Source organism: Micrococcus sp. iso_239 (assembly GCF_056173395.1).
In genome coordinates this window covers 917,685-941,819 of the sequence record NZ_CM149672.1, presented here as the reverse complement: position 1 = coordinate 941,819, position 24,135 = coordinate 917,685, and the positions used below count along the sequence as shown (strand labels likewise).

20 protein-coding genes are annotated in these 24,135 nt (G+C 71.4%); 4 read left to right on the top strand and 16 right to left on the bottom strand.

Going from position 1 to position 24,135, the window contains the following annotated elements; translation table 11 throughout:
• Positions 1 to 77 precede the first annotated feature (77 nt).
• Together AC0VX2_RS04370 and AC0VX2_RS04365 are read left to right on the top strand one after the other, a co-directional pair.
• Positions 78 to 998 (top strand): ABC transporter permease, encoded by a 921-nt coding sequence (locus tag AC0VX2_RS04370; RefSeq protein ID WP_044659147.1) that lies wholly within the window; start codon positions 78 to 80, stop codon positions 996 to 998.
• Positions 982 to 1,875 carry an ABC transporter ATP-binding protein gene (locus AC0VX2_RS04365; protein ID WP_052520025.1) on the top strand — a complete coding sequence of 298 codons (894 nt, stop codon included), beginning with the start codon at positions 982 to 984 and terminating at the stop codon, positions 1,873 to 1,875. The genes AC0VX2_RS04370 and AC0VX2_RS04365 overlap by 17 nt, the downstream gene beginning before the upstream one ends.
• A gap of 54 nt (positions 1,876 to 1,929) precedes the next feature.
• Here AC0VX2_RS04365 and AC0VX2_RS04360 read toward each other — a convergent pair whose 3' ends face one another.
• The 12 genes from AC0VX2_RS04360 to coaD form a co-directional block, all read right to left on the bottom strand.
• On the bottom strand, positions 1,930 to 6,321 hold the full coding sequence (locus AC0VX2_RS04360; protein WP_475432696.1) for a glycosyltransferase: 4,392 nt from the start codon (positions 6,319 to 6,321) through the stop codon (positions 1,930 to 1,932).
• Positions 6,322 to 6,382: 61 nt separating this feature from the next.
• Positions 6,383 to 7,363, bottom strand: coding sequence for a UDP-glucose 4-epimerase GalE (galE, locus tag AC0VX2_RS04355; RefSeq protein ID WP_041103153.1), 981 nt, complete (start codon positions 7,361 to 7,363; stop codon positions 6,383 to 6,385).
• Between the two features lie 91 nt (positions 7,364 to 7,454).
• Positions 7,455 to 8,699, bottom strand: coding sequence for a UDP-N-acetyl-D-mannosamine dehydrogenase (gene wecC / locus AC0VX2_RS04350; RefSeq protein ID WP_061867852.1), 1,245 nt, complete (start codon positions 8,697 to 8,699; stop codon positions 7,455 to 7,457).
• 91 nt (positions 8,700 to 8,790) lie between these two features.
• On the bottom strand, positions 8,791 to 10,572 hold the full coding sequence (locus AC0VX2_RS04345; RefSeq protein WP_049146026.1) for a glycosyltransferase: 1,782 nt from the start codon (positions 10,570 to 10,572) through the stop codon (positions 8,791 to 8,793).
• Positions 10,569 to 11,756, bottom strand: a complete 1,188-nt coding sequence (locus tag AC0VX2_RS04340; RefSeq protein WP_363735011.1) for a glycosyltransferase family 4 protein — start codon at positions 11,754 to 11,756, stop codon at positions 10,569 to 10,571. The genes AC0VX2_RS04345 and AC0VX2_RS04340 overlap by 4 nt, the downstream gene beginning before the upstream one ends.
• Positions 11,746 to 12,891, bottom strand: coding sequence for an LCP family protein (locus AC0VX2_RS04335; RefSeq protein ID WP_475432694.1), 1,146 nt, complete (start codon positions 12,889 to 12,891; stop codon positions 11,746 to 11,748). Before AC0VX2_RS04335 ends, AC0VX2_RS04340 begins: the two co-directional genes overlap by 11 nt.
• Before the next feature lie 50 nt (positions 12,892 to 12,941).
• Positions 12,942 to 13,859, bottom strand: coding sequence for a bifunctional DNA-formamidopyrimidine glycosylase/DNA-(apurinic or apyrimidinic site) lyase (gene mutM, locus AC0VX2_RS04330; protein WP_454179644.1), 918 nt, complete (start codon positions 13,857 to 13,859; stop codon positions 12,942 to 12,944).
• A 4-nt stretch (positions 13,860 to 13,863) separates the two neighbouring features.
• Positions 13,864 to 14,526, bottom strand: a complete 663-nt coding sequence (gene rnc / locus AC0VX2_RS04325) for a ribonuclease III (protein WP_012750822.1) — start codon at positions 14,524 to 14,526, stop codon at positions 13,864 to 13,866.
• 73 nt (positions 14,527 to 14,599) lie between these two features.
• Positions 14,600 to 14,803 carry a 50S ribosomal protein L32 gene (gene rpmF / locus AC0VX2_RS04320; RefSeq protein WP_002856390.1) on the bottom strand — a complete coding sequence of 68 codons (204 nt, stop codon included), beginning with the start codon at positions 14,801 to 14,803 and terminating at the stop codon, positions 14,600 to 14,602.
• A 2-nt stretch (positions 14,804 to 14,805) separates the two neighbouring features.
• Positions 14,806 to 15,378, bottom strand: coding sequence for a YceD family protein (locus tag AC0VX2_RS04315; protein ID WP_002856392.1), 573 nt, complete (start codon positions 15,376 to 15,378; stop codon positions 14,806 to 14,808).
• 174 nt (positions 15,379 to 15,552) lie between these two features.
• Complete coding sequence (gene galU, locus AC0VX2_RS04310) at positions 15,553 to 16,467, bottom strand: UTP--glucose-1-phosphate uridylyltransferase GalU (RefSeq protein ID WP_102708329.1); 915 nt, start codon at positions 16,465 to 16,467, stop codon at positions 15,553 to 15,555.
• 68 nt (positions 16,468 to 16,535) lie between these two features.
• Complete coding sequence (gene coaD / locus AC0VX2_RS04305; protein ID WP_060974363.1) at positions 16,536 to 17,009, bottom strand: pantetheine-phosphate adenylyltransferase; 474 nt, start codon at positions 17,007 to 17,009, stop codon at positions 16,536 to 16,538.
• A 132-nt stretch (positions 17,010 to 17,141) separates the two neighbouring features.
• On the opposite strand from coaD, the gene AC0VX2_RS04300 reads away from it, so the two are divergent.
• On the top strand, positions 17,142 to 18,395 hold the full coding sequence (locus AC0VX2_RS04300; RefSeq protein WP_102708330.1) for an aminotransferase class I/II-fold pyridoxal phosphate-dependent enzyme: 1,254 nt from the start codon (positions 17,142 to 17,144) through the stop codon (positions 18,393 to 18,395).
• A 237-nt stretch (positions 18,396 to 18,632) separates the two neighbouring features.
• On the opposite strand, the gene rsmD is transcribed toward AC0VX2_RS04300, so the two are convergent.
• The 4 genes from rsmD to AC0VX2_RS04280 are packed head-to-tail and all read right to left on the bottom strand — an operon-like array spanning position 18,633 to position 23,540.
• On the bottom strand, positions 18,633 to 19,196 hold the full coding sequence (rsmD, locus tag AC0VX2_RS04295; RefSeq protein WP_101965541.1) for a 16S rRNA (guanine(966)-N(2))-methyltransferase RsmD: 564 nt from the start codon (positions 19,194 to 19,196) through the stop codon (positions 18,633 to 18,635).
• Positions 19,197 to 19,199: 3 nt separating this feature from the next.
• The gene (locus tag AC0VX2_RS04290; RefSeq protein ID WP_036312904.1) at positions 19,200 to 21,392 is read right to left on the bottom strand and encodes an ATP-dependent DNA helicase RecG; all 2,193 of its coding nucleotides are present in this window, start codon (positions 21,390 to 21,392) and stop codon (positions 19,200 to 19,202) included.
• Positions 21,382 to 22,419, bottom strand: coding sequence for a DAK2 domain-containing protein (locus AC0VX2_RS04285; RefSeq protein ID WP_475432689.1), 1,038 nt, complete (start codon positions 22,417 to 22,419; stop codon positions 21,382 to 21,384). The genes AC0VX2_RS04290 and AC0VX2_RS04285 overlap by 11 nt, the downstream gene beginning before the upstream one ends.
• Positions 22,416 to 23,540, bottom strand: coding sequence for an LCP family protein (locus AC0VX2_RS04280; RefSeq protein ID WP_221846450.1), 1,125 nt, complete (start codon positions 23,538 to 23,540; stop codon positions 22,416 to 22,418). The genes AC0VX2_RS04285 and AC0VX2_RS04280 overlap by 4 nt, the downstream gene beginning before the upstream one ends.
• An 89-nt stretch (positions 23,541 to 23,629) precedes the next feature.
• On the opposite strand from AC0VX2_RS04280, the gene AC0VX2_RS04275 reads away from it, so the two are divergent.
• The gene (locus AC0VX2_RS04275) at positions 23,630 to 24,109 is read left to right on the top strand and encodes a DUF3515 family protein (protein WP_036382062.1); all 480 of its coding nucleotides are present in this window, start codon (positions 23,630 to 23,632) and stop codon (positions 24,107 to 24,109) included.
• The last annotated feature ends 26 nt before the right edge of the window (positions 24,110 to 24,135 follow it).

The window sequence follows — 24,135 nt, the reverse complement described above, 5'->3', positions numbered from 1 at the left end:
ACCGTCAAGAGAAGTCCCGCATCGACGGCCGGTCCCCCACTCGGGTGGCCCACGCTCAGAAAGGCAGGCGCGAACCGATGACCACACGGCGACCAAGACGACCCTCCGAACCCGTCGCCAGCGCGTTCCGCGCCGCGGCCGTCCAGGCTTATGGTGACGCTTCGCACCTCTCACCTGTCACAGGTCGCCCTGCCCCTCGCCGCTATCTGGTGGAGCTCTGGCAACGCCGACACTTCATCTGGTGGCAGTCCCGAGGACGGCTCGTCACAGGAAACGACGACAGTCGTCTCGGGTCGGTATGGCTCATCCTTCGCCCAATGCTCGACGCGATCTTCTACTGGCTGATCTTCGGTTTGCTTTTGCGTTTCGACCACGGAATGGACAATTTCGTCGCCTTCGTCATCGTGGGTGTGTTCATGTTCCAGATGACCAGCGCCGCATTGACATCTGGCACGCGGACCATCGCGTCGAACCTGTCCTTGACCCGCGCCTTCCGGTTCCCACGCATGGCGCTGCCCTTGGCCGATCTCGTGTACGACGTGCTCCAGCGACTACCGGCGATCGCAGTGATGTTCATCCTCGTCATAGCGATCCCCCCGCATGAGACACCTGAGTGGTCCTGGCTGGTCTTCCCGGGTGTCCTGGGGCTGCACGTGATCCTAAACTTCGGCATCATGCTCCTGCTGGCGCGGCTCAGCACCCTCCTTCCGGATGTGAGCCGCATGGTGCCGTTCGTGTCCCGTCTCCTGATGTACGGCTCCGGAGTCATCTTCCCGATAACGCGTTTCACGGACAACCACCCCGCCCTCCATGCGATCATCCAACTCAACCCGTTGTATGTACTGATCACGATGTACCGTCAGGTCATCATCGAGGGGGTGACGCCGCCGGCGTCGAGCTGGGCGATGCTCGCCGCGTATGCAGTGTGCCTGACGATTGTCGGCGGCATTGTCTTCTGGCTCGGAGAGGAGTCGTACGGCCGTGACCAGTACCGCTAACCAGGACCATGCGCAGCCGCCGGAAGCGTTCGAGGGGGGGCACCTAGCTTCGTCTGGCGGCCTCAACCTGCTCGCTACGGACATCATCCTCGATTACCCCGTGAGGATCGCTCGGGACGAGAAATCTCGCGGGCTCTTTTCTCGGGGCGGTGAACTGGACGTCGTCCATGCTGTGAGGGGGGTGTCCTTGGCCGCACGGAAGGGCGAATTCATCGGACTCGTCGGACGCAATGGGTCCGGCAAGAGTGCCCTGCTCCGCGTCCTGGCAGGCGTTGAGGCGCCAACATCTGGGGAGGTCTTTGCCGCTTCTGCGCCCCAATTGATGGGTGTGGGGGCAGCGCTCATGCCCAACCTCACCGGTCTAGACAACATTCGTATCGGTCTACTCGCGATGGGCTTGACCCCAGCCGAGGTCCACGACCGAATCCCACAAGTCGCTGAGTTGGCCGACATCGGAAAATCCATTCGCATGCCCATGCGTACATACTCCTCCGGCATGCGGGCCCGCCTGCGCTTCGCGATCTCAGTAGCGTCGCAACCCGACATCATCATGATTGACGAAGCACTTGCGACCGGCGACGACGCTTTCCGGGAGCGGTCCAATCAAGCAATGCGAGACCTGATCGCCCGGTCTGGCACAGGCTTCCTCGTCAACCATTCCGCCGGAGTGATCCGAGAGATGTGCACCCGCGTCGTCTGGATGGATGAGGGCGCAATCATCGAAGACGGAGACACCCTCGATGTCATGCAGCATTACAGCTATTTCATGAGCGCCCTACGCAAGCACGGGGAAGAGAAAGCGCTCGAAGTCCGGGCACGGTACGAGACGACCGAGGCAGAACGCATCGTTGCTCTCAAGGGCACCACGGGTCATTAAAAGAAGGGGACCGTCTCACACGAGAGACGGTCCCCTTCTTTCTCCGGCGCTACGTCACCGCCGACCCTCTACCACGGCCAGGATCTGGGCACCGATCTCCTCGGGCGAGAAACGCTCCCGCATGAATGCTTGGGCCCGCTCAGACTCCTCGAGGAAGAGGGCCGGGTCTGAAGAGTACCTGCGGATCCGGTCGGCCGCGTCGCGGACGCCCTCGACGACCCATCGATCGTCGTAAACGGCCTCAGCCCCCGCCCACGGGAAGATCACCGGCACACAGCCCGCTGCACCACCTTCCGCGATCGCCTGATGCGTTCCTTCGTGGTCGCTCGTGGACAAGATGATGCCTGGCTTGGCGCGGTACCACTCCGCGATGTCATAGGAGTGTCCGCCGAACCGGACGGCTTCGCGGAGCACCGCAGACGATTCAATCCGCAAATACTGCGCCTCAAAATAACTCCGCTCAGCAGTTCGCTTCATGAGCCACGCGTACTCGTGGTACTCCTTACCCATGACGTCGAGACGGTAAGTCGGGTCGTGCGACGCCAGCAGTTCGGTCACGTCGAGCGCGAGGTCCAGACGCTTCGAATGTGGCACGGAGCCAACAAGACCGAGGGCATGCGGATCCGGTGCGTTCCGAGGCGCCGCAAATCGCTCGAAGTCGAAGGTGTTGCCGATGACCACGGACCGATCCACCGGCACTCCGAAGAGCAACTGCGCCCGCCGCATGCCGACGGGTGACACGAACACGAAGGTGTCCACGGCGGACAGGTCGGCGTCCTTGAGGTAGCGAGTGCGAAGTTCCTGGGCGTGGAGGCGCACCACAAGCCGCTGGTCGTCCTGCTTGTGGTGGCTGTACCACTTCACGTTCCCGAGCGCCCACTCACAGAAGATGACATCCGCTTCGGCGAGGAGTCGGAGGCTGCGTTCCTCGTCGTGGATATCGTGCCCGTCCCACTGGTCGACGATGACACGGTGACCCGCGGCTTCGAGCTGCGCCATGATCTGCGGCAGGAACTTCAGGTCATGGCCAGCGACGAGGACGTTGAGAGGCACCGTCTGAGTCTCCCCTACGGGTGGCCCCGCCTCTCCAGACGCAACGGGCGGAAGGGGGTCTGCCTCCTCGTGGACGACCGCGGTGTCGATCGGGACAGCCGTCGAGTCCGTGTAGGTCACCTTGCCGACGTGTTCGACGACGTGCTGCCAGGCAAAGACCTCGTCATCGGCTAGGGCAGGTCGCTCCCCGAGAACAGAGCCGGCGTAGACGTCGGCGTCCACCAGTACAGTGCCCTCATCGATGTCCGCCGTCAGGGCAGCGATTCGCACGTGTGCGTCGCCCGGCGACCATTCGACGGTGCGAGTGCCCACGGCCTTCCAAGGTCCGAAATGCAGAGCGAGCGAGAAGTCCTCCACGAGGTGCTCGTCCAGAACAGGGTCGCCCTCACGGTGGATGACGACGTTCCGGATGCCGGCCTCTTGCAGCTTTGCCACCCTCTCCGGAAGAGCGGCGAGGACGACGGGACTGGCGGCATCAACGCCCTCGGTTGTGTCGGTCACCAGGTACAAGGCAGGACGCATGGTCTGGGCCTCGAACAACGGTACGTCTGCGGCGGCGCACTCGACTGCGATCGGCGCGGCCTGCGGACTGCGGACTCGGAACCCAGCGACGCGCATCATGTACACCAAACGGTGAGCACACGTGTGCGTCTCGTAGACGTGGCGGAACGCCTCCCAAAGGCCGGCGTGCCGACGCTGCTCAGACGACTTCCAGCCCTCCAGATAGGCCGCAGCCTCATCGGGGGTGGTCACGGTCGGGACGGTGCCCGCCAACGTCTCGTCTACGCCACGGCCCGCAGAGCTGAGTACCGTCGACCCAGACGCGGTGATCTCCACGACCCGGCGAGAGAACATGCTCGGCGAGTCCACCACCGAATTGCCGTTCAGGTGGATCGGGTGGGCCTTATAGGCCTGGCACATCTCGGGATAGCTCAGGCTTCCTCGGGCGTACCGGCGGAAACGGTCCGGCAGGCGGTACGGCGAGTTGGGATCGTTGTGCACCCGCTCGTAGATCGCCAAGCCGTGTGGGGCAGACTCATAGAACAGGAAATCCAGCCCCTGTTTACGGGTCGCATACTTGTCCCCGTAGTAGGTCCCGCCATACGCGATAGCTTCGTCTTGTGCCCGGGTGCTGGGTAGCGGGTTGTGCAACAGAGGCTGCGCCGCGAACGGGGCCGAGGCGACGGTCGTGATCTGGTTGTCCGGAAGCGCGTTGTAATCAACAATGGTGCGCGCGTCCGTCGTGAACACGTAGTCGCACAGGGCTGCGGTGCGCTTGAACCGGTTGAAATGGACCGGATCCTCCTTGTTCCAGAACATCACGGGGATTCCGTGAAGCCTGCAATGCGCGATCAGCTCGACCACCGGCGCGTGAGTCTCGTCATCGTAATACCCAATGATCCCGGTCCAGGCGCTGTCGTTGCCTCGCCAAGCGGACTCAATGAACAGCGCATCCACGCGGTGGTCTTCGAAGGTCTCGCGCCAGTCCTCAGGCCGCACACGCAAGGCGGTCAACTCGGGGACGAAGGTGTCCGTCGTGAATTCGTCGCCGATGAAGGCGACTGTGTAATCGGTGAGCGGGCGTTCTGCGTCGTCCAGTGAGGCCCGGAACTCCTCGGCCAAGGCCATTAGTGAAGCGGCGATGCGCTCGCCCGTGACTGGCCAGCGCCGATTCTCCTTGACCCAGCGTCGAGCACGAACCCCCATGGCGCGAGCAGCATCTGGGGCGGCGAGAGTTTCGCGCAGACGCTCGACGAGGCTCGCCAGGTCGTCCTTCTGGAAACTGACCGCAGTGTCTCCATCAGGCCCGCAGAACACCTTGTGCGGCGAGACATCGGAGAGGACCACCGCCCCGCCGACCGCCATCGCCTCCAGCGGCTTCAATGGCGAAACGAGCTCGGTCACCGGCAAGGACTTCCGGGCCAGGGGGAACACATCGATGCTCGAGAGGTACGCTGGCATGTCTGCGTTCGGAACGTTCGTGACGAACCGCGTCTCAGGATCAAGACCGCGTGTGGCGATCCTCGCCTTCAACGTATCGAGATATGCGCCCCCGCCGATGATGAGGAAGTTGAACCGGACTCCCTCTGCCTTGAGTGTCGCGAGCGCGTCGGTGACGAGATCGAGGCCTTCGTAATCGGTGACGCTGCCCGCGAAACCCACGACCGGAGCCTCCGTATCGGTGAATCCCAGGCCGCGCAAGAGCGCGTGATCCTTGCCAAGAGGGGCGAACACCTCTGGGTCAACGCAGTTGGGCGCGACGGTGACCTTGTCCGCATCGATGCCGCGGGCAGCAAGGTCTTCACGCATCTCATCCGTGATGACGACCACTCGGTCGGCTTCGCGGGCGACGAGGTCTTCATAGCGGCGGTCAAGCCGATACTGGTCCGACTGCTCCCAGCCCGGCCGGACGGATGCCGCAGACACTTCCCAGAATCCGCGCATCTCATACACGAACGGCACCCCGAGCCGACGGGCTGCGATCAGGGCGGGCAGAGCGGACAGATAGTTCGAGGCGGCCAGGATGAACTCGGGCTTCTCGATCATGGCTTCGCGGACGTACGCATCGGCAGCCACCTGGAAGAAGACGTCGAGATCGCCCTCCCATGCAGGGAGACCAGGGTTGTGCACGTGGCGTACGCCGTCGATCTCCGACACATCACGACGCTGCTTGACAGGCACTCGCCGCCCGGGGACGACCGACTTCTTGTCCCAAGGCTTGCCTGGCAGGGGCGCTACGACCACGTCCAGCCCTTGGGCCACGAGCCCTGCGGCGACGCCCTTGGTCCGGGACGTGTAGCCATTGGTCACAGACACGGGTGACATGCCCACGGCGTAGAGCACCCGGCCTCGCACGGGGAGGTAATTGCAGGTGCGGTGACGTGCGGGAAGCGGGTAGTCCGCTTCAAGAAGGCGGTTGAGAGAGTCGACGCGACGAACGAAGTTCTCTTCAGAGTCGGTCAGGCCCGACTTTCCACGAAGCTGATCCAGCACCTCCCGCGCGCCACTGAGGTCCCCGCGTTCCTGGATGAGTTTGCGCGCCAGCGGCAGGCCCGCGGCGACGGTCCTCCGGCGGGCGAAAGCGGCCTGGAGCGAGTCGAGCGACTCTTGCGTCGATATTCGACGCCCCGTGGCGGGCCGCGTACCCCCGCGGCCCGCCACAGCGGAAGACCCCATGCGTGCAGCACGGGCGGTGCGGGTGATCCTTGCGTTGAGACGGCGGTGATACATGATCATTACGAACACCGCAGCGCACAACATCCAGAACAGCGCGACGATGAGGATCGCGTGGTCCACCAGGAAGGCGAGTACCGAACCCACGACAGCGAGCAGAATAAAAAGCCCCATGACGAGTTGCTGGCGTCGTGAGAAGCGAAGAAAGAGTTGGATCATGGGTGCGATTCCTCGGGTGCTGTAATCGGCGGGGCAGGTCTGGCGTCTCTGCGACGAGCAGTCAGGTGACGAGCCGGGGCGGGAAGTCGATGACGGACGTGACAATGTCATCGCGCGTATAACGTGCTACCCATCCGAGTTCCTTCTCAATGAGCGAGACGTTGGCTGTCAAGGCCCCCGGGTCACCCGGGCGGCGGGGCTGGATGTCGTAATCAAGATCCACGCCGGGGCGGCGGCGGAAGGCATCTACGACTTCGAGAACGCTGCTTCCGCTTCCGGTGCCCACGTTGTAGATCCGGGTCGCTGGGTCGGTGCTGCCCTGGACCGCCGGCAGGGCCGCCAGGTGCGCCTCGGCCAGGTCGACGACGTGGACGTAATCGCGTACACATGTGCCGTCGACGGTGGGGTAATCGTCGCCGAAGACCGAGAGACGCTGGCCGCGAGTGATGACATCACGGATCGCCGGCATGAGGTTCGTCGTCGTGGTATCGGCCAGAATGGCGTCTTCCGCGCCGGCGACATTGAAGTAGCGCAATGCCACCGCCCGGAGACCCCAGGCGCGGGAAGCGTTCGCGAGAGCTAGCTCACTCACGAGCTTGGACTGGCCGTACGGATTGATCGGCACCGTCGGGGTGTCCTCGAACACGATCGACGAGTCCGGCTCACCATAGACCGCTGCCGACGAGGAGAAGATCATCGACGCGGCTCCCGCAGCTCTCATGGCAGCCAGCACGTTTACAGTTGCACCGACGTTCGACCGAAAATAATCCTCCGGCTGCACGACGGAGTCCGCGACGACCTTCTTCGCGGCGAAGTGAACGACGACGTCAATCGACTCTTCTTTAAGGAGAGTGGTCAGCGCAGCTACGGCCGCGTCGCTCGCGAGGTCGATCGTGTACACGGGGACATCGGCCGGAACGCGCTGTCTGAGGCCTGTCGAGAAGTCGTCAACGACGACGATGTCGGCCCGGCCCTGTTGCCGTGCTACGGAGACGAAGTGAGACCCGATGTATCCGGCGCCGCCGGTCACGAGCAGGCGCATGTTGTCCTCCTTGGTCGTGGTACTGCCCGTCTGGGACATACGGGGCGGGGCAGCCGTCACCGACCGCCCCGCCACAGGTGCCGAGTTCGTGTCAGCGCCACTGGCCGCGCGTGTCGATGACCTTCTTGCCCTCGGTGGTGGCACCGAGGCTGGCGAACGCATCGTGGTCCACCAGTAGCAGGACGACGTCCGCCTCCCGAATGCCGTCCTCGGCCGGGACCAACTCCACGTTGTCACGGCCGGCCAGCGCAGCGGGCAGCTCCTCCACGTGCGGCTCCACGACGAGGATGCGCGAACCGGTGAACTGCTGCGCCACCTCGATCGCGATGTTCAGGGCAGGCGATTCACGCAGATCGTCGATGTTCGGCTTGAATGCCAGACCGAGGACGGCCACCACGGGGGCACGGCCGGTGGCCTGCTGCACGTCGAACGCGGCGGCCTTGGCCTGGTCCACGACCCACTTCGGCTTGCCGTCGTTGATCTCGCGGGCCGCACGGATGATGCGGGCCGTCTGCGGTGCGGCGTCGACGATGAACCACGGGTCCACAGCGATGCAGTGGCCGCCCACGCCGGGGCCCGGCTGGAGGATGTTGACACGGGGGTGGTGGTTGGCAAGCTCGATGAGCTCCCACACGTCGATCCCCAGGTCGGAGCAGATCAGGGACAGCTCGTTCGCGAAGGCGATGTTCACATCACGGAACGAATTCTCGACCAGCTTGGCCATCTCCGCGGTGACGCAGTCCGTCACGAGGATCTCCCCCTGACAGAACGCCTCATACAGCTGCTTGGCGCGCTGCGCGGCCTCCGGCGTGGACCCGCCCACGATGCGGTCGTTCGTGACGAGCTCGATCATGACCCGGCCGGGCAGCACCCGCTCCGGGCAGTGGGCGAAGTCCAGGGTGACGCCGTCCAGGTCCGGCCGTGCCTCGCGGATGACGGCGGCCATGTGCTCGGTGGCGCCGGGGGGCGAGGTGGACTCCAGGATCACGAGCTCGCCGCCGCGCAGCTGCGGGGCGAGACCGCGGGCCGCAGCCTCGATGTAGCCGAGGTCCGGCGAATGGCCGTCCTTGAAGGGCGTCGGGACCGCGACGATGTACGCGTCGGCCTGCGGCGTCTTCAGGGACGCGGACAGTCGACCGGCCTTGACGTTGCGCTCCACGAAGTCCGCCAGGTCCGGCTCCACGAAGGGCACGGTGCCTGCGTTGACCGCGTCCACGGTGCGCTGGCTGACGTCCACGCCGTGCACACGCACGCCGTTCTCGGCCAGGATGGCAGCTGTCGGCAGCCCGATGTAGCCCAGGCCGATCACGGCCACGTCCTTGATCTGCGTCGTCATCTAGAGGTCCTCGTTCGTCTAAGCGGTGGCAAGGGCAGAATCCGGCGCGGGCCGGACTCCCCGTGATGCTCTGTCGAGTATAAGGATTAGTTCAGGCAGACGGCGCCGTCACGCCCAGGCGCCGGTAGAGGGCGTCATAGCGCCGGGCGTTCGCCGCCCAGGTCCGATGCCCGAGCACCCACTCCCGCGCCCTGGCTCCAAGGCCGCGGGCCGCGGCGGGGTCGTCGAGTAGCGCCGCCAGGGCGGCGGCCCACGCCTCCGGTTCCTCGGCCGGCAGCACCCGTCCGGTCACGCCGTCCTCGACGATCTCGCTCAGCGCGGGCAGGTCCGAGACGAGGACGGGCCGGGACGTGGCCATGGCCTCCAGCGGCTTCATGGGCGTCACCGCCCGGGTCACGCCCGTGTCCTTGCGAGGCACGCAGAAGACGTCGAGGGCCTGGTGCCACACGGGAGCCAGGGAACGGTCCACCCGTCCCGGCGCGAGCAGCCGATCCTCGATCCCCAGGTCGGCCGCAAGCCGGCGCAGGGCCGGCAGGGCAACGCCGTCCCCCACCACGGCCAGCCGCAGGCGCGGCCTCTCGTCGACGAGCGCGGCGACGGCACGCACAAGGTCGTCGAGTCCCTCGTACGGCACCACGGAGGAGACGGTGCCGACGATCTCGTCGTCCATGGACAGCCCGAGACGGCGGCGAGCATCCTCGCGTGGGGCGGGCTCCTCCAGGAAGGCGCCCCCCACCCCGTTAGGGCTGAGCACGACGGCGTCCCGGTCCATGCCGGCCGCGGCGATGCGGCGGGCCATCTGCTCACCGAGCGTCACGACGCCGTCGGCAGAACGCACGGCGTCGTCCTCGCGGGCCGTGAACAGGGCGTAGCGGTCGGAGCGCAGCGCCTCGGGTCCGCGCGTCGAGGCCCAGGTGTCCGCCAGCTGCCCGCGCACCTCGTACACCCACGGGACGCCCACGGCCTCCGCGACCGCGCGGGTCACCACGGCGTTGACCCAGTGGGTGGTGGTGTGCAGGACCGCCGGGCGGCGCTCGAGGACCAGATCGAGGAGCATCCGCGCGTGCTGAGCCAGCCGTCCGTCGAATCCCCGGGCCAGGCTCGAGGGCAGGAGGCGGTGGTACACGATGCCGTCCACCATGTCGCGTCGGGCGGCGGTGAGCACGCCGGTCTGGACCGGCCAACCGAGCCGGGTGACGGCCTCTACGTGCCAGCCCTCGTCCCGCAGCGCGCACGCGAGGCTGTGGCTGCGTTGCGCGTATCCGGAACCGGTGTGGGGCAGGGAGTTGGTCAGGACGAACAGTGCCGAGCCCGGGCGGGGCCGATATCCAACGGCCCGGTCCCGGTCTGCCCGCGGCAACGGCAGGGCGCCCCCGCGCAGAGCACGCACCTCGGAGGCGAACCGGGCTCGCACGACACCGTCCCGGCCGGTGCCGCCGAGCAGGGAGATGGCCGCCTCGACGTCACCGCGGTGCCAGGCCACGCGGGCCCTTGCGGCGGCCAAGCCCGGCGTGTCGACGGGCACGGCGTCGAGGACGGCTTGGGCCCGGTCAGGCTCCTGCGCGGCCGTGAGCACGTCCGCCAGTCGCACCCGATCTGGCGCGCCGGCGGACGGCAGGACCGCCTCGACGTGCTCGAGGAGGTCCACGTGCCGGCCGGCGGCCGCGAGACCCACGGCGCCTAAGACCACGCCGGGGCGTGCGGGCAGGGACTCTGCCAGGCGCCCCAGGCCCACGCGTGCCGCGAGCGGCAGGCGACGGCTGATCTGCAGGCCCAGGACCGCCGGGTCGTCCCGCAGGTGGTCGACCACCGTCCGCAGGACGAGTGGCGCGTGGCCGAGTGCGCGGACGGAATCGAGGAGGATGGAGGTCATGCGTGTCTCCTGTAGTCGGGGACGAGCTGCCCCAGCAGCCGGACGTAACGCCGGGCGACGCTCGGCAGGTCCGCGTGCCGTCGGACCCACGGGCGGCCGCCCTCCCCCACGTCAGTGCGAGCCGGATCGTCGGCGAGCGCGGTCAGATGCGCGACGAGGTCAGCTACCCGTGGGCCGATGACGTCGGCTCCCCCGGCGTCCTCGAGGGTGCGGGCCGCCTCGCCGGTGACCATCCCGGTGACGTGCCGGCCGACGGCGAGCACCTCGTAGGTCTTCGACGGCACCGTGTGGCGGAAGCTGGGCCAGTCGGGCCGCAGCGCCACGACGAGTGTGTCCGCCCAGGCGTACTGGGCCGCCGCATCCTCGCCGTAGCAGGCAGGAAGGATCTCGGCCGGGGAGCCGAGCTCCGCGTTACGCGCCTCGAGCTCGCCGCGCCGAGTGCCGGCGCCGACGAGCCGGACCCGCACCCCTGGCCGGCTCTGGCGGAGTTCGGCCGCCGCCTCCACGAGCCGTTCGAGCCCCTGGCTCTCACCCATGTTGCCGAGGTAGAGGACGTGCAGGTCCCCGGGCTCGCGCCTCCGAGCAGGTGCCCACGCCAGGCCTGCGAGTTCGACGCCGTTGCACAAGGTCTCGGCACGCTCGACCCCCCGCCCGCGCAGCGTCTCCGCGAAGCCGTCCGTGACGGTCACCACGAGCCGGGCCGCGCGCTGGCCGCCGGTCACGACGCGCTCCATCGCGACGCCCAGCAGGCCCTGGTGGACCCCGGCCTCGTGGGCGAGATCCGGCCAGGCGTCGCGCATCTCCAGCACGAGCGGACGGCGCCAGAGGCGGGAGAGCACGACGCCGGGCACCACCACGGGCAGCGCGGGCACGGTGGCCACCACCACGTCCGGGCGTCGGGTGGCCATCCCACGGGGGATGGCGAGCAGCGCGTGCACCACCGCCTCGGCGAAGCGGCCGTTGCGGCCGGCCTCCCCCAGGGGCAGGCGAGGCGTGGGCAGGACACGTTCGCCGTCGGGCCCGGCGAAGGGGCGCACACCCCCGGGCGCGACGACGTCGACGTCCCAGCCCGCCGACCGCAGCGCCGCCACGACCGCGCCCCAGCGACGCGCGGGCGGGGTGCGCTCGGGCCGGTAGGAGTGGGAGACCAGCAGGAGGCGGGGGCGGCGCGGCTCAGTCGTCACAGGGGTCCTCCCCGAGGGCGGGTGCGGGCGTGGTGCCGGTCAGCAGGGTCAGCACGGGGGCGGGCCCGCCGGCGGCCTGGGCCTTCTTCTCCTTCTGGGGCTCGTGCTCGTCGACATAGCGCTGGACGTCGTCGTCGGCGAGGGCGGAGCGCAGGTCCGCCAGCTTGTCCTCGTCGAGCTCGACGATGGCGTCGCCGTTCGGCCCCTCCGCGAAGCCCTTGCGAGGCACCGTGAACATCTCGACGTCCTCGCCGCGGACGTCGCGCAGCTGCCACGCGAGCGAGGCGATCACGCCGGACGTGAGCCCCTCGTCCACACCGAGGTGGTCGGAGAACGTGGCGACGACCTCGGTGGTGCGGGCGGGATTGCCCAGGATCTGCGGGCTGAGGAAGCGGTCCATCGCCCCGGCCAGGTAACGCTGCTGGTTCTTCACGCGGGTGACGTCGCCGTCGTCGAAGGCGTGCCGTTCGCGCACGTAGCGCAGGGCGGCGGTGTCCTGCAGCAGGATGTGTCCGCGCGGGTAGTACGAGGGGTTGGCCTGACCGGAGGAGAAGGCCTGCGGGTTGCAGACCTCGACGCCGCCCAGCGCGTTCGTCACGCCCCGGAAGCCCTGGAAGTCGACCTCGAGGACGTGGTGGATCGGCACTCCCAGCAGCAGCTCCACCGTGTCCACGGCGAGCGCGTAGCCGCCCGTGTCGAAGGCCGAGTTGATCTTCGCCTCGCCGTGGCCGGGCACGGTGACCCACGAATCCCGCAGCACGGACATGACGTAGACCTGGCGTCGGTCCGCGGGGATGTGCACGAGCATCATGGTGTCCGAGCGCTGGCCCATGTCCTGCTCGCCCTCGCCCTCGCGGGAGTCGGAGCCCAGGACGAGCACGTTCAGCGGGCCGTCCCCGGCCGCCTGCTCGAGCGCCCCCACGTCCACCGTCTGCCGGTGGTCGTCGAAGGTGCGCCCGAGCGAGCTCGTGTACCAGGCGCCCAGGCCGAGCAGCGCCGCGAGCAGGACGGCGAGCAGGCCGACGACCCACGGCCAGCGTCGGCGGCGCCGCGCGACCGGCGGCGCGTCGTCGCGCGGAGACGCGGGGCGCGGCAGAGGCTCGGGCGTCCTGGACGCGGCCGGGGGATGGCTCACTCGGGTCTCCTGCTCGAGGTCGGGGGTCAGCCCAGTCTACGGACGCCTCATCAGGCGTCGGCCACCGCGGCCCGGCGACGGCGCGGCCTGGGCTGGCAGCGCGGGCACAGGTGGCTCGCACGGTTCATGAACGGCTCGCGCACGATGCGGGAGTCAATCCCCTCGGCGGCGCAGCGGCGACACGGCTGCCCGGTGCGCCCGTAGGCCGCCAGGGAGCGGGCGAAGTAGCCCGATCGCCCGTCCACGTTGACGTAGAGCGCGTCGAAGCTCGTGCCCCCCACCTCCAGGGCCCGGCGCATCACGTCCTGGACGGCCGCCAGGAGGCGCAGCGTGTCCGCCCGGCGCATGCGCTCGGTCGGGCGCTCGGGGTGCAGGCGGGCGCCCCAGAGGGCCTCGTCCGCGTAGATGTTGCCGATCCCGGAGACCAGCGACTGGTCCAGCAACGCGCGCTTGAGGGTGGAGCGGCGCCGTGCCAGGCGCGCGTGCACGGCCGCGGGGTCGAACAGCGGGTGCAGCGGGTCCAGGGCGATGTGGGCGGCCGTGGTGGGGATCCGCTCGCCGCCGGCGGCGTCGTCGGGCCGCAGCGCGTCGAGCCACCAGCCGCCGAAGATCCGCTGGTCCACGAACCGCAGCTCGCGGGCGGAGCCGTCCACGGCGGTGACGGGCAGGCGCAGGCGCAGGTGACGCTGGTCGGCGGCCCCCGGTTCGTCCACGAGGATCTGCCCGCTCATGCCCAGGTGCACTACGACCGCGTCGTCGCCCTCGGCCAGGGGCAGCCAGAGGAACTTGCCGCGGCGAGCCGGCTCGGCCAGCCGGGCGCCGCGCAGCCGCTCCCGGAGGGCGTCCGCACCGCCGGGGCTGCGACGCAGCGAGCGGGGGTCGAGGACCTCGAGCTCCGCGGCGACGGCGTCCGTGGCCCACCGGGCCAGGCCGCGCCGGACGACCTCGGCCTCGGGCAGCTCCGGCACGGGCTCAGCGCCCCGCGGCCGGCAGATCCGCCTCGAGGGCGGGCCAGGAGGCGGCCGCGGCGTCCCGCTCGGCCTGCTTCTTGGAGCTGGCGACGGCGGAGCCGTACTCGCGCTCGCCGACGACGAGGGTGGCCCGGTAGCGGGGGTCGTGCGCGGGGCCCTGACCCTCGATCGCGTAGCGGACGGCGCCGAGACCGTGCCGGCTGGCGGCCTCGGCCACGACCGTCTTCCAGTCGGTGCTCTCGCGCAGCAGGTCCGGCTCGTCCAGCAGCGGCACCACGTGGCGGTGCACGAGTGCGGCCGCGGCCACGGCACCGTGGTCCACGTAGACGGCGCCGATGAGCGCCTCGAGGGTGTCGGCGAGGATCGAGTCCTTGTCCGCCCCGCCGGTGCGGCGCTCCCCCGTGCCCAGGCGCACGAACGGGCCGATGCCGATCCGGCGCGCCACCTTCGCCAGGGCACGCGTGGACACGACGGCGGCCCGGCGGCGCGCGAGGTCGCCCTCGGCCAGGTCCGGGTACACCGTGAAGATGTGGTCGGTGACCACGTAGCCCAGCACCGAGTCCCCGAGGAACTCGAGGCGCTCGTTGGTGGGCAGCCCGCCCTGCTCGTAGGCGAACGAGCGGTGCGTCAGAGCGCGTTCGAGCGTCCCGGCGGTGATGTGCACGCCGAGACGCTCGAACAGCTCTTCTGGCTCGGGCGCGGGCTCAGGCCCGCGGCGAGCCGATGGGGACGCCATCTCAGGCGTCGGCGACCTTGCGGCCCTTGTACTCGAAGAACAGGGGGGTGCCGGCGGCGTCGGTCTTCAGCTCGGCCTGGTGGGGCAGGCGGTACGAGACGCGACCGTTCTCGACGGACTTCACCAGGGCGGGCGCGGTGGCCTTCCACTGCGACCGGCGGGCACGGGTGTTGGCACGGGACATCTTCCGCTTCGGGACTGCCACGACTATCTCTCTTCTGTCTCGGTGATGGAGGTCTCTGAGGTGCCCGCGAGGTGGGCCAGGGCGGCCCAGCGCGGGTCCACGCGCTCGTGGGCGTGCCCCTCGGGCGCGTCCTCGAGGCGGATGCCGCAGTCGGCGCACAGGCCCTCGCAGTCCGGCCGGCACAGCGGCTGGAACGGGAGGGCGATGACCACGGCGTCCCGGAACACGGGTTCCAGGTCCACGGTCTCGCGCACCACGAGCGGCTGCTCGCCGGCGTCGTCCTCGGACGTGCCGGTGAGGTACAGCTCCTGCAGGTCCACGGTGATCCCCTCGTGCAGCGGGCGCAGGCAACGGCCGCACTCGCCCTTCAGGGTCGCGTCCGCGGTGCCGGTGACGAGGACGCCCTCGTGCACCGACTCCAGACGCAGGTCCAGTTCGACGGGGTCCCCCTCGGGGATCCCCAGCAGCGGCGTGGAGACGCCCGCGGGGGCGGGCCACTCGGCCGTCAGCTCGCGCTGGACTCCGGCCCCGCGCGTCAGATCGCGCACGGGGATCACCCACGGCGAGTCGGCGCCGTGGTGCTGGATGCTGTCCATGGTCGCTCCTCTCGGCGGGTGGGACGGCGGGGGTACACGGCCCGTCCGCACGCCCTCTGCGGGGGTGCGATGCGGCCTGGACACGGGTCCAGCCACGACGGACCGACAGCCCATCCTACCGGGTGGGTCCGCCTCGGCCAAAGCCGGCGGCGTCCCGCGCGTCGCCGGCCCGGCTCAGAGCCCGGCGGTGAACTCCTGGAGCCAGGCGCGCAGGTCGGCCCCGAGGTCCTCGTGCCGCGTCCCGAACTCGATGACCGCCTGGAGGTAGCCGAGCTTGTCCCCCGTGTCGTAGCGGCGGCCGTCGAAGACGACGGCGTGCACGCCGCGACCCTCACCGTCCTCCGTGGCCAGCCTCTGCAACGCGTCGGTGAGCTGGATCTCCCCGCCGCGGCCGGGCGGGGTCTCGTCCAGCACGTCGAACACCTGCGGGGCCAGCACGTAGCGGCCGATGATCGCGAGGGTGGAGGGGGCGTCCTCGCGGGCCGGCTTCTCCACGAGGTCGGTGACGCGGACGACGTCGTCGCCCTCCCCCGGCACGGCCTCCACCGCGGCCACGCCGTAGGCCGAGACGGCCTCCTCCGGCACCTCCATGAGGGCGATCACGGAGCCGCCGAGGCGCTGCTGCACGTCGATCATGCGCTCGAGCAGCGCCTCGCCGTCGCCGATGATGTCATCGCCCAGCAGGACCGCGAACGGCTCCTCGCCGACGTGGCGGCGTGCGCAGTTCACCGCGTGGCCGAGCCCGAGGGCCTCGCCCTGACGGACGTAGTGGATGTCCCCCACCAGGTCCGACTCGTGGATCTGCGCGAGCCGCTTGGCGTCGCCCTTGTGCTCCAGCGCGGCCTCCAGCGCGGGATGGCGGTCGAAGTGGTCCTCGAGGGCCCGCTTGTTCCGGCCCGTGATCATCAGCACGTCCGCCAGGCCCGCACGCCGGGCCTCCGTCACCACGTACTCGATGGCCGGCCGGTCCACCACCGGCAGCATCTCCTTCGGCATGGCCTTGGTGGCCGGCAGGAAGCGGGTGCCCAGGCCGGCGGCCGGGATGACGGCCTTGCGGGTGCGGGGGCGGGAGGGGGGCGGGACGGTCATCGGCGGTTCTCCTGCGGTTGATGCGGTGGGACGAGCGGAGGGGTGGCCCGCGGGCGGGCCGGGTGGGGTCAGGCCCCGCCGTCGAGGCCGCGCAGGACCGCGGCCGGGACGAACTCGGCGACGTCGCCGCCGAGTCCATGGACCTCCTTGATGAGCGAGGAGGACACGTGGGTGTACCGGGCGTCGGCCGGGAGGTAGACCGTCTCGACCCCGGTGAGGTGGCGGTTCATCGCGGCCATCGGGGCCTCGAACTCGAGGTCGGCGCCGCCGCGCAGCCCCTTGACGATCGCGTCCGCGCCGATCTGCCGACAGAACTCGGCCAGCAGGCCCGGGCCCATGGGCCGGACCGCGACACCGGCGAGGGAGGACACCGTCGCCTCGATCATGGCGATGCGCTCGTCCACGCTGAAGCGGTACGTCTTGGCCGGGTTGGCGGACACGGCGACCACCACCTCCTCGAAGAGGTTCGCGGCTCGCGCGATCACCTCGACGTGCCCCATGTGGAGGGGATCGAACGAACCAGGGCAGACGGCACGACGCATGGGTGCCAGCCTAGCGGGGGCCGCACCGAGCGGCGACGGACGCCCGTCCGGTCCGGCTCCGGCGCGTCGCGGTCGTGACGGACGCGGCATGCGCCGCCGTGTGCGGTCCGCGGCGATGGGTACAGTGCGGCCATGGACGGAACCCAGCCCACCCCCGGATCGGCACGGCACGACGTCGACGTGGACGCGCCGTGGCGTCGCACGGCGGCGGCCGCGGGCCTGCTCGGTGACGTCGGCCCCGTGCCCACCGTGTTCGAGACGATGACGGGCCTCGCCGTCGAGCACGGGGCCGTGAACCTCGGCCAGGGCTTCCCCGACGCCGACGGCCCCGACGCGCTGCTGCGGCTGGCGGCCGACGCCGTGCTGGCGGGCCCCAACCAGTACGCCCCCGGCACGGGCGACCCCGCGCTGCGGCAGGCCGTCGCGGAGCACCGCCGGCGCCACTGGGGCGTGACGGAGGACCCCGCCACGCAGGTCATGATCACCACGGGTGCCACCGAGGGCATCGCCGCGGCGGTCCTGGCGTTCGTGCGCCCGGGCGACGAGGTCGTCACGGTCGAGCCGTTCTACGACTCGCACGCCGCCACGATCGCCCTGGCCGGCGCCCGGCACGTGAGCGTGCCGGTGGAGGCGCCGGACTTCCTTCCGGACCCGGCGCGGGTGGCCGCGGCGATGACCGACCGCACGCGCCTGCTCATCGTGAACACGCCGCACAACCCCACGGGTGCGGTCTATCCGCGGGAGCTGCTCGAGGAGCTCGTGGCCCTGTGCCGGTCCCGGGGCGTGCTGATCCTCTCGGACGAGGTCTACGACCACCTCGTCTACGAGGGCGAGCACGTCAGCCTGCGCTCGGTCGCGGGCGCCGAGGACATCGCCCTGACGGTCTCCAGCGCGGGCAAGGCGTTCGCCGTCACCGGGTGGAAGGTCGGCTGGCTGACCGGCCCGGCCGAGCTCGTCGGGGCCGCGCGCGCCGTCAAGCAGTTCCTCACCTACTCCTCCGGCCCCGCCTTCCAGCGCGCGCTGGGTGCCTACCTGCCCACCGACGACGCCGAGCGGCACCTCGCCGGCCAGCGCGAGCGGTACCGCGACGCCCGGGATCGGCTCGTGGCGGGCCTGCGCGAGGCGGGCCTGGACCCGGTCGTCCCGGCGGCGGGCTACTTCGTCGTCGTGGACCTCGCCCCGTGGGGTGTGACGGACGCGGCCGAGGCCGCGGTGCGGTGGACGCGTGAGGCCGGCGTCACGGGCATCCCCGTGGGCGCGCTCTGCCGCCCGGACGGGGGCCACCTGCGGTCCTGGCTGCGGCTGGCGTTCTGCAAGTCCCCCGATGCGATCGACGAGGCGATGCGCCGCCTGGCCGATGCGGCCCCACGGCTGCGCGCGCCCTGACCCCCGACGCTTTCGTTGACGAAACGGCGGTCCCCAGAGCATTTTCGTTCGGGAAACGGCGGTCCCCGGAGCACTTGCGTTCGGGAAACGGCGGCCGCCGTGCTCGCGGTTCGGTGCTGAGCACAGTCCGTTCCGCCCTCTCGTCGCCCCAATGAGAACGGGACGAGACGCCGCCGTTTCCCGAACGAAAACGGGCCGAGACGCCGCCGTTTCCCGAACGAAAGCGGGTGGGCGGGGTCAGCGCTCGTCCTGCCAGAGGTACAGGGCGGTCTCGCCGTAGACGCGCACCTCGACCTCCTCGAGGCCGCGCGGCCGGCGCGGCGCCGCGTCCCGGGCCGCCCGCTCGAGCACGAGCAGCCCGCCCGGGGCGAGCCGCTCGGCCGCCGCCTCCACCACGGCCTCGAGCGGGGGGCCGGCCACCGGGTACGGCGGGTCGGCCAGGATCAGGTCCACGGGCGCGGCCTCCGCCGCGAGCGCCTGCTCCACGCTCCCGGCGCGCACGCGCACGACGTCGGCCCCGCGCGCCCGGTTGACCAGCGCGGCGTTCGCGCGGCACGTGGTCACGGCCCTCCGGTCCCGCTCGACCAGCAGCACCGATGCCGCTCCGCGGCTGGCGGCCTCGCACCCCAGGGCGCCGGAGCCGGCGTAGAGGTCGAGCACGGCCGTCCCGTCCAGCCAGTCGCGGGCCTCGAGCCAGGAGAACAGGGCCTCCTTGGTGCGGTCCGTGGTGGGGCGCGTGCCGGTGCCGGGGACGGCGGTCAGGGGCCGCCCGGCGGCCGCGCCGGCGATGATGCGGGACATGGCTCAGCCCTTCTCGAGGTAGTCGGCGGCGGTGAGGTGCTCGGCCTCCCAGCGGGCCACCTCGGCGGCGAGCGCCGGGTGGGCGGAGAGCCCCGGGCCGGCCGCCATGACCTGCGCGACGGCGTCGGCGGCCACGGCGATCAGCGGGGCGTCGGCAATGACGTCCACATGGTGCAACCCCGAGGCCAGCCCGGACTGGGCGGCGCCGAGCACGTCGCCGACGCCGCGCTGGGCGAGGTCCTCCTGCGCGATGCGCATGCCGTCCTGCTCCTGGGCCAGGACCTCGAGCCGGCGCAGCGACGGGTGCCCGTCCGGCAGGCGCGTGGCCAGCAGGCAGACCGCCGCCCCGGGCCCGCGGCCCACGCGGCCGCGCAGCTGGTGCAGGGTGGACAGGCCGAAGTCGTCGGCGTCGAGGATCGCCATGACCGTCGCGTTGGGCACGTCCACGCCCACCTCCACGACGGTGGTCGCCACCAGCACGTCCGTCTCCCCGCGCGCGAAGGCCTGCATCGCCGCGTCCTGCTCGGCCTGGTCCATGCGCCCGTGCACGGCGTCGATCCGCAGCCCCGCCAGCGCCGGGAGACCCCGCAGCCGGGGTGTCATCTCCTCCACGTTGGCGTGACCCGGGTCGGCGTCGTCGGGGTCGATGCGCGGGCACACCACGAACGCCTGGTGGCCGGCCGCCACGTGCTCGGCGATCAGCTCCCACACCCGGCCGATCACGCGCGGGCCGTGGGCCATCCGCGCCACGTGCGTGGTGACCGGCTGACGCCCGGACGGCAGCCCCTCGAGCACCGAGAGGTCCAGGTCGCCGAACACCGTCATCGCCACGGAGCGCGGGATGGGCGTGGCGGACATGACGAGCAGGTGCGTGCCGGGGTTGGCCCGCCGCAGGGCCTCGCGCTGGTCCACGCCGAAGCGGTGCTGCTCGTCGACGACGGCCAGGGCCAGCTCGGCGAAGCCCACCTTCTCGGAGAGCAGGGCGTGCGTCCCCACGGCGATCCCGGCCTCGCCGGAGGCCAGGGCCAGCAGCGCCTCGCGGCGTGCGGCGGTCTTGAGCGAGCCGGTGACCAGCGCGACCCTCGTGGCCGGGCCGTCGCCGGCCCCGAGGGTGCCGGCCTCGGCGAGGGGGCCCATCAGGCGCAGCAGGGCGCGGTGGTGCTGCGCGGCGAGCACCTCGGTGGGCGCCACCAGGGCAGCCTGGCCGCCGGCGTCCACGACCTGCAGCATCGCCCGCAGGGCGACGAGCGTCTTGCCCGCGCCCACGTCCCCCTGCAGCAGCCGGCTCATCGGGGCGTCCCGGGCCAGCTCGGCGGACAGCTGCTCCCCCACCGCCACCTGGCCGGGCGTCAGCGCGAACGGCAGACGGGCGTCGAGGGCCTCGAGCAGGCCCCCGGGCCGCGGCGGGCGGGGCACGGCGGGCACCGCCCGCTCCCGGTCCCGGCGCCAGGCGAGCGCGGCCTGGACGAGCAGCGCCTCACGCAGGGCGAGCGCGGTCCGCGCCGGGCCGGTGGCGGCGACGTCGTGCGGGGCGTGCAGGTCCCGGTACGCCTGGGCGGTGCCCGGCAGCGGCGCGTCCAGGTCGAGCGCCGCGGCGGCCTCCGCGCGGATCCGCTCGGTGAGCAGCTCGGGGATCCGTCCCAGGTCGACCGTCTCGAGCACCCGGGCGACGGCGGAGCGGACCGTCCACGACGGCAGCTTCCCCGTGGCCCGGTAGAGCGGGACCGGTCGCACGTCCACCTCCCCCGGGGCGACGTCGTCGTCCAGAAGGGCGAAGTCCGGGTTGTTCAGCGTGATCCGGCCGCGGTACTCGGTGGTGCGGCCCTGGAACATGGCGGTCATCCCGGGGGCGAGGCGGCGGCGGGCGTCGTGGCCGTTGAAGAAGGCCATGGACAGGCTCGCCCCCGGCACGCCGGCCACGGACGGGTCCGCGACGGTGACGTCCACGATGAACCCGGGCCGGCTGTGCATGCGCCGTGTGGTCACCGACTCCACGACGGCGACGACGGTCACCTCGGCGTCGTAGGGCAACGCGGCGATGGGAGTGAGCTCGCCGCGCTCGATCCAGCGGCGCGGCACGTGGTCCAGCAGGTCCCCGACCGTGGTCAGCCCGAGCTCCTTCTCGAGGCGGGCGGGCAGCTTCCCGCCCAGCACCTCGGACAGGGGCAGGTCGGTGACGGGGGCCTCAGCGGCCATGGCACCCGTCCGGTGCGGCGTCTGCCTGCGACGGCTCGGCCAGGTCGGTGACGGCCAGGCCCTCGACGTCGCCGGCGGCCCGCAGGGGGCCGATCGCGTCCTCGGCGCGGGGCACGTGCACGTGGACCCGCCACGGCACCCGGCCGTGCGCGTCACGGGCGGTCCCGACGGGGGCCAGGATCACGGCGTCCCCCACCTCCGTCAGCCGTCGGCGCAGCTCGGCCGCGGCGAGCGGGGTGAGGGCCAGGGTGCCCATCACCTCGACGGCCCCCTCGGCCGACGCCTCCGCCGCGGCGGCGGGCTCGGCCTCCGCGGCGTGGGCGCCCTCGACGTAGCCGGGGAGGGCGGTGGCCAGCTCCTCGTCCACGGGCGTGCCCGTCACGACGGAGCGCAGCGCCTCGAACACCCAGAGCAGCCCGACGGCACCGGCGTCCACGACGTGCGCCCGGGTCAGCGGGGCGAGCAACGACTCGGTCTCCTCCACGGCCTGCACGCAGTCGGCCAGCATGACGGTCACGGCCGGGCCGAGGCGCACGGCCGGGTCCGCGTCCCCGGCCACCGCGGGCGTGTCGGGAGCCTGGGTGGACGAGCGCGCGAGGCTGCGGGCGGCCGCGGAGAGCACCGTGAGGATCGTCCCCTCGCGCGGATCCGACAGGGCCTGCCGGGCGGCCCGGTCGGCGGCTCCGAACGCCGCCGCCAGGGCGAACGCGTCGACACGCTCCCGGCCGCGCAGGGGCTCGGCCATCCCCGCCAGGCTGACCGCGAGCAGCATGCCCGAGTTGCCCCGGGCCGAGTCCAGCGCGGCCGCGCCCGCGTGCGCGAGCACGGCGCCGACGTCGTCCTGTGCGGGGCAGGCGTCGGCCGCGGTGCGGGCCGCCGTCAGCGTAGCGAGCATGTTCGTGCCCGTGTCCGCGTCCGGGACCGGGAAGAGGTTCAGGGCGTCGAGTCGCGGCGCGGCCCGGCCCACGAGCTCCTCCGCGAGCGCGAGCCAGTGCCGTACCAGTGACGGCCGGGACGGCGTGCTCACTGCGCGACGGCCTCCCCCAGGGTGCCGGTGCGGATGCCCTCGCCCAGGCGGGCGATCGCCGCCCAGTCCGGCCACACGACGTCCTCGCCGGTGTCCGTATAACCCACGCCCACGGACGGCACCGTGCTGGTCACGATCGGGGCGTCGCGCGCGTCGCGCAGGGACCACGCCAGGTTCGCGAGGGTGCCGGAGTCGAGGTCGTCGTCGAGGGTCAGGAAGGGGGCGAACTCCTCGACGGCGGCCTGCACGCGGCTCGGGTCCGAGAGGGTGTCGCGGGAGAGGAACGCGGCCACGATGGCCTTGACCAGGCGCTGCTGGTTCTCCACGCGGTCGAAGTCGCTGCGCGGCAGGTTGTACCGTTCCCGCGCGTAGGCCAGGGCCTTGTCCCCGTCCATCTGCACGGTGCCCGCGGGGAAGTCGATGCCGCCGGTCGAGACGAAGGCGGCAGGGTTGTCCACGCTGACGCCGCCCAGGGCGTCCACGAGGCCCTTGAAGCCGGCGAGGTCCACGGCGATCACGTGGTCCACGCGTGCCTGGAACATGTTCTCCGCGGTGGCCACCGTCAGCGGGATGCCGCCGTACTGGTAGGCGGCGTTGACCTTGTGGTCCCCGTGCCCCGGGATCGGCACCCACATGTCACGCATGATGGACATGACCTGGATCTCGCTGCGGTCCCCGGGCACGTGGACCCACATGAGGGTGTCCGATCGGCCGGCGGAGTCACGGCCCTCCGCGCCCGCGTCCTCGCCGACGAGCAGCACGTCGAGGGCCTGCTCGTCCGCCTTCTCGTCCGCGCCCGGGGCGACGGGGCCCCGGGCGCCCTCGGCGGCCTGTTCCGCGTCCATGCCGGGCGGCGGCGCGGTGGGCTGCTGGGCGGACGCCCCCGCGGCGCCCGGGCGGCCCGACTCGGCGGGGAACGCGCCGCCGTCGAAGCGCTGGGTGTCCTGGTCGATGGTCCGGGCGATCCCGCCGACGTACACCGCCGCCGCGATGCCCACGGCCAGCAGTGCCACGAGCACGACCGCCAGGGCGATCAGCCACGGGCGGCGACGACGGCGGCGCCGCCCGACGGCGACGTCCTCCTGCGGGGGGCGGGGGCGGGGGTCCGCGGTGCTGCTCACGTGGGCTCCTGAGGCGGGGAGGGGAACGGTCTCGCCCATGCTAGGGCACGGGCCCCCGCGGGTCCCGGCGCCGCGCGTATCCTGGGCGGATGGAATCCCGCCGTCTGCGTCGTCTCGTGCCCCTCCTGACCGCGATCGCCCTCGGCGCCACGGCCTGCACCGGACGGGTGGCCACGGTGGAGGCCGCGCCCCACGCCGCTGACCCGGCGTGTGCCCCGGCCATGGTGGCCATGCCCGACGCCCTGGGCGACCTCGACCTGCGCCCCACCGACAGCCAGGCGACGGCCGTGTGGGGTGACCCGGCCGCCGTCGTCCTGCGCTGCGGCGCCGAGGTCCCCGGCCCCACCACGGACCGCTGCATCTCCGTGGACGGGATCGACTGGGTCGTCCGGGACGAGGACGAGAACTGGCGGATCACCACCTACGGCCGTGACCCGGCCGTGGAGGTGCTGTTCGGCAAGGACCAGGCCAGCTCGGACACCGTGATGGTGGGCCTGTCCTCGGCGGTCGCGCAGATCGAGCCCAGCGGCGGCTGCGTCGGCGTGCAGGACGCCACACCCGTCGGCTGAGACCGACGCGGGCCGGCCGCGAGCCG

Coding starts and splice junctions, on each gene's coding strand:
- AC0VX2_RS04370 (WP_044659147.1), top strand. CDS start 78: ATGACCACACGGCGACCAAGACGACCCTCCGAACCCGTCGCCAGCGCG.
- AC0VX2_RS04360 (WP_475432696.1), bottom strand. CDS start 6,321: ATGATCCAACTCTTTCTTCGCTTCTCACGACGCCAGCAACTCGTCATG.
- galE (WP_041103153.1), bottom strand. CDS start 7,363: ATGCGCCTGCTCGTGACCGGCGGCGCCGGATACATCGGGTCTCACTTC.
- wecC (WP_061867852.1), bottom strand. CDS start 8,699: ATGACGACGCAGATCAAGGACGTGGCCGTGATCGGCCTGGGCTACATC.
- AC0VX2_RS04345 (WP_049146026.1), bottom strand. CDS start 10,572: ATGACCTCCATCCTCCTCGATTCCGTCCGCGCACTCGGCCACGCGCCA.
- AC0VX2_RS04315 (WP_002856392.1), bottom strand. CDS start 15,378: ATGGACAGCATCCAGCACCACGGCGCCGACTCGCCGTGGGTGATCCCC.
- galU (WP_102708329.1), bottom strand. CDS start 16,467: ATGACCGTCCCGCCCCCCTCCCGCCCCCGCACCCGCAAGGCCGTCATC.
- coaD (WP_060974363.1), bottom strand. CDS start 17,009: ATGCGTCGTGCCGTCTGCCCTGGTTCGTTCGATCCCCTCCACATGGGG.
- AC0VX2_RS04300 (WP_102708330.1), top strand. CDS start 17,142: ATGGACGGAACCCAGCCCACCCCCGGATCGGCACGGCACGACGTCGAC.
- rsmD (WP_101965541.1), bottom strand. CDS start 19,196: ATGTCCCGCATCATCGCCGGCGCGGCCGCCGGGCGGCCCCTGACCGCC.
- AC0VX2_RS04290 (WP_036312904.1), bottom strand. CDS start 21,392: ATGGCCGCTGAGGCCCCCGTCACCGACCTGCCCCTGTCCGAGGTGCTG.
- AC0VX2_RS04275 (WP_036382062.1), top strand. CDS start 23,630: ATGGAATCCCGCCGTCTGCGTCGTCTCGTGCCCCTCCTGACCGCGATC.